Source organism: Streptomyces sp. W16 (genome assembly GCF_033194735.1).
In the GTDB taxonomy this organism is placed as follows: Bacteria; Actinomycetota; Actinomycetes; order Streptomycetales; family Streptomycetaceae; genus Streptomyces.
Map to the genome: position 1 here is coordinate 1 of NZ_JAWOAI010000751.1, position 3659 is coordinate 3659.

The window sequence follows — 3659 nt, forward strand, 5'->3', positions numbered from 1 at the left end:
TCGCCGGGCAGCGGGGTGCCGTCCGGCCCGAGGTGGTGGCGGGCGAGGATGCCGGGCAGGTAGCCGGGCGCGGTCTCGGGTGTGTAGTAGGGGGTGAGGGCGGGCATGTCGCCGCCGGCCAGGAGCTTGGCGATCCGCTCCCGGGCCGCGTCGAAGGCCGTCTCGTACGACCCCTCGGCGGCGACCCCCTGCCGGGCCACCCACTCCGCGTCCGGCACCGGCTTGTACCCGGCGTCGAGCTGCTCCCAGGAGGCGAGGCACCCGGAGCCCACGAAGTGGTGGTTGCCAAGCCCCTCGCGCACGCCGAGGTCGGTCAGCACGACGGTGGGGATACGGCGGTGCAGGGACTCCAGGGCGGCCGTCGAGCTGACGGTCACCAGGAGGTCGGTGCGGTCGAGCACCTCGCCCATGTGCCCGTACACGAGGCTGAAGTTGGCGGGCAGGTCCTTGCCCTGGACCAGCTTCTGGTAGGGCAACTCCTCGATGTGCGTGGTGTGTTCGCCGGGCTTGGAGCGCAGCTTGAGGAGCACCTCGCGGTTCGGGTGGAGCCGCGCGTGCTGAACTGCCCGGTCGAGCAGGTAATTGCGGTCCCTGCGGTTGTCGGGCACCGAGGGCTGCACCGCGAAGACCACCGTGTACGGGTCGTGCTCGCCGGTGTAGGCGCCCCCGCCCAGGAACGGCAGGGCGACCTCGGTCACCGCCGAGGAGTCGGCGCCGACCCCGTCGTAGACCTCCCGGAAACGGTCCGCGTCCTGGCGGGAGTTGGCGAGGACGAGGTCCGCGCCGTGCCGCAGCAGCAGGCCGTCGGCGAGCTTCTCGTAGACGACGCCGACATAGCCGGTGACGACCACAGGGCGCTCGGCGCGTCCGTCCCAGGCGCGGGCCAGACCGTGCAGCATCGCCTGGACCCCGCCGCCGACGAGGGAGAGGACGAGGATGTCGTACGACTTCTGTTCCATGGCGCGCAGGAACTCGACGGCGGTCACCTCGCGGAGGGTGTCCGCGGTGACGCCGACTTCCTTCAGCTGGCGGGCTGTTGGGGTGGCACGACCCCGCAGGAGGTACCCGTCCAAAGAGATGTCCGAATTCGGCGGAGCGATGCGGTTCGCGGTGAGCGAACCCCATTTCCACCGGGTGTCGGAATCCGCGAGGACGGCTACTCGCAGGGTCTGCGTTGCACTTGCTGGCACACCGAAGACGCTAGGAAGCCATTCCGTTGTTCGGCCCAACCAGAAGGCAACAGACGGTTAACAGCACACCGCCGAATGGCGAATCAGGGCTCCCGGGGCGCGAAATCCAACCCGCTTCATAGGTTCGCCACGCGCCGTTCATCCAATATCAAGGTGAAGGTAAAGACGGATGCCGGGCCGCCACCTAACGTCGTCTGCGTGGTCAAGCTCTCCGTCATCGTGCCGTTCTACAACGTGCAGCAATACGCACCCGACACGCTCAGGAGCCTGCGGGCGAACGCGCGCGCGGACTTCGAATTCATTCTCGTCGACGACTGCTCGCGCGACGGGACACCGGACATTCTCGCGCGCGCGGAGCGCGAGTTGCCAGGAGCGGTGCATGTCCGACACGAGAAGAACGGAGGTCTGGCGACCGCGCGCAACACCGGGATCGACAAGGCCCGGGGGGAGTATCTGACGTTCCTCGACGGGGACGACTGGCTCGCTCCCGGTTACTTCCCCCAACTGGTGGACGCCATCGAGGAGTTGGGCTGCGACTTCGTGCGCACGGACCATGTCCAGTGCACCGCGCGGGCCCGCACGATCAACCGCGTGCCGCACGGCAGGCGCGGGGTCGTGATGAATCCGCGCGAGGCGATCCTGCCCGCCGACCGGTCCACCTCCGTCGACTACGCGTACGCCTGGGCGGGGGTCTACCACCGCCGGCTGGTCGACCGCGGCCTGCTCCACTTCACCGACGGGCTGCGCACGGCCGAGGACCGGCCGTGGATCTGGAAGCTGCACCGGGAGGCGGAGTCGTTCGCCGCGGTGAGCCTGCTCGGCGTCTTCTACCGACGCGGGGTCGCCTCCTCGCTCACCCAGATCGGGGATGTCCGCCAGCTCGATTTCATTCGCGCATTCGACCAGGTAATCGAGGAGACGGCGCAGGACCGGGACGCGGACAAACTGCTCCCCAAGGCCGTCCGTACATATTGCGCAATCATTTCCCATCATCTGGGATCCATCGAAAGGTTCGAGCCGGCGGTGGCGAGAAAACTGAAGTCGATGAGCGCCGTCGCCCTGCGACGCATGCCACAGGACGTGGTGGACGAGGCGCTCGACTCCATGGACATCCAGCGCGCGACGAGGCTGCGCCGGCTGCGCCGCCGTCCCGCCGCCGCGGGGGCCGCCGCGTGACCACTCAGATCTTCCTGGCGTCGACGCTCTACGGCACCGCCACGCTCGCCGCCGCCCTCGACTCCGACTCCTTCCGCCCGGCCGACCGCCGCATCCTCCTCGTCTGCAACAACGCGGCGACCCCCGAGACCACACCCGGCCTCGACGAGGCGCCCGGCTTCGAGCGGCTGCGGGAACGCTTCGACGACGTACTGTCGTGGAACGAGACCATCTCCCCCTTCCACCCCGGCGGTTGGTCCCCCCGCCTCGACGACGTCCCGCTGTGGGAGCGGCATCTGCGGCTCCTGTGGAACCTCGGCGACGACGAGGTGGAACTGGTCGTCGAGTCGATCCAGGTCAACCCGGCGCTCGGCGTCTCCCAGATCTTCACCGGCGCCCCCGTCACCGTCTACGCCGACGGCCTGATGAGCTACGGCCCGACCCGCAACAAGATCGACCCGCTGGTCGGCACCCGGGTGGACCGGCTGCTCCACCTGGACCTGGTCCCGGGCCTCACCCCGCTGCTGCTCACCGAGTTCGGCGTCGGGCCGGAGATCGTCCCGACCGACGCCTTCGTCAAGGTGCTGGCCGAACTCGGCGACACCGCCGACGAGTTGCCCACGCTGCCCGACGAACCCGCCCTGCTGCTCGGCCAGTACCTCTCCGCGCTCGACATCCTCACCGCCGAGGAGGAAGAGGAGCTGCACGTCCGGATGCTCAAAGGCGTGGTCCAACTCGGCCACACGCGTGTGGTGTTCAAGCCGCACCCCTCGGCACCGGCCCGCTGGTCGCGAGCGCTGGAGCAGGAGGCGGAGAAGCTCGGCGCCGACCTCACGGTCCTCGACACCCCGGTCCTCGCCGAGGTCCTCTACCAGCGGCTGCGGCCCGTCCTGGTCGTCGGCTGCTTCTCCACGGCCCTGCTCACCGCGGGCGCGCTGTACGGCCTGCCGGTCGCCCGCATCGGCACGTCCACACTGCTGGACCGGCTGACGCCGTACGAGAACAGCAACCGGGTGCCGGTGACGATCGTCGACGCGCTGGTGCCCGAGCTGACCGACCGTGCGGCGGTCACCGAGCAGCGCGAGGGCATGGCCGTGGCGGTGCTCAACGAGCTTGTCCAGGCGGTCGGTTACGCGATGCAGCCGAAGATCTACCCGAACCTGCGCCCGGCCGCCGAGGCCTATCTGACCCGGCGGCTCGACGGCCACAGCTGGCGCTACTTCAAGCGCAAGCGCCTCACCTCGCTGGCGCTGCCCGGCGCGGTACCGGCCCAGCTCGCGTTCATCCCGCGCAACGCGACCGTGCGCCGGGTCG

Annotated in this window: 3 protein-coding genes; 2 read left to right on the forward strand and 1 reads right to left on the reverse strand. The window is 69.6% G+C overall.

What is annotated here, in order from left to right; all coding sequences use genetic code 11:
- Positions 1-1190 (reverse strand): DUF6716 putative glycosyltransferase (locus R6V09_RS48535; RefSeq protein ID WP_317887834.1); only part of this gene is annotated, 1190 nt, incomplete at its 3' end.
- A 198-nt stretch (positions 1191-1388) separates the two neighbouring features.
- Here R6V09_RS48535 and R6V09_RS48540 point away from each other — a divergent pair.
- Together R6V09_RS48540 and R6V09_RS48545 are read left to right on the forward strand one after the other, a co-directional pair.
- The gene (locus R6V09_RS48540; protein WP_317887836.1) at positions 1389-2366 is read left to right on the forward strand and encodes a glycosyltransferase family 2 protein; all 978 of its coding nucleotides are present in this window, start codon (positions 1389-1391) and stop codon (positions 2364-2366) included.
- On the forward strand, positions 2363-3659 hold a 1297-nt coding region (locus tag R6V09_RS48545), incomplete at its 3' end, for an alpha-2,8-polysialyltransferase family protein (RefSeq protein WP_317887835.1). The genes R6V09_RS48540 and R6V09_RS48545, both read left to right, overlap by 4 nt.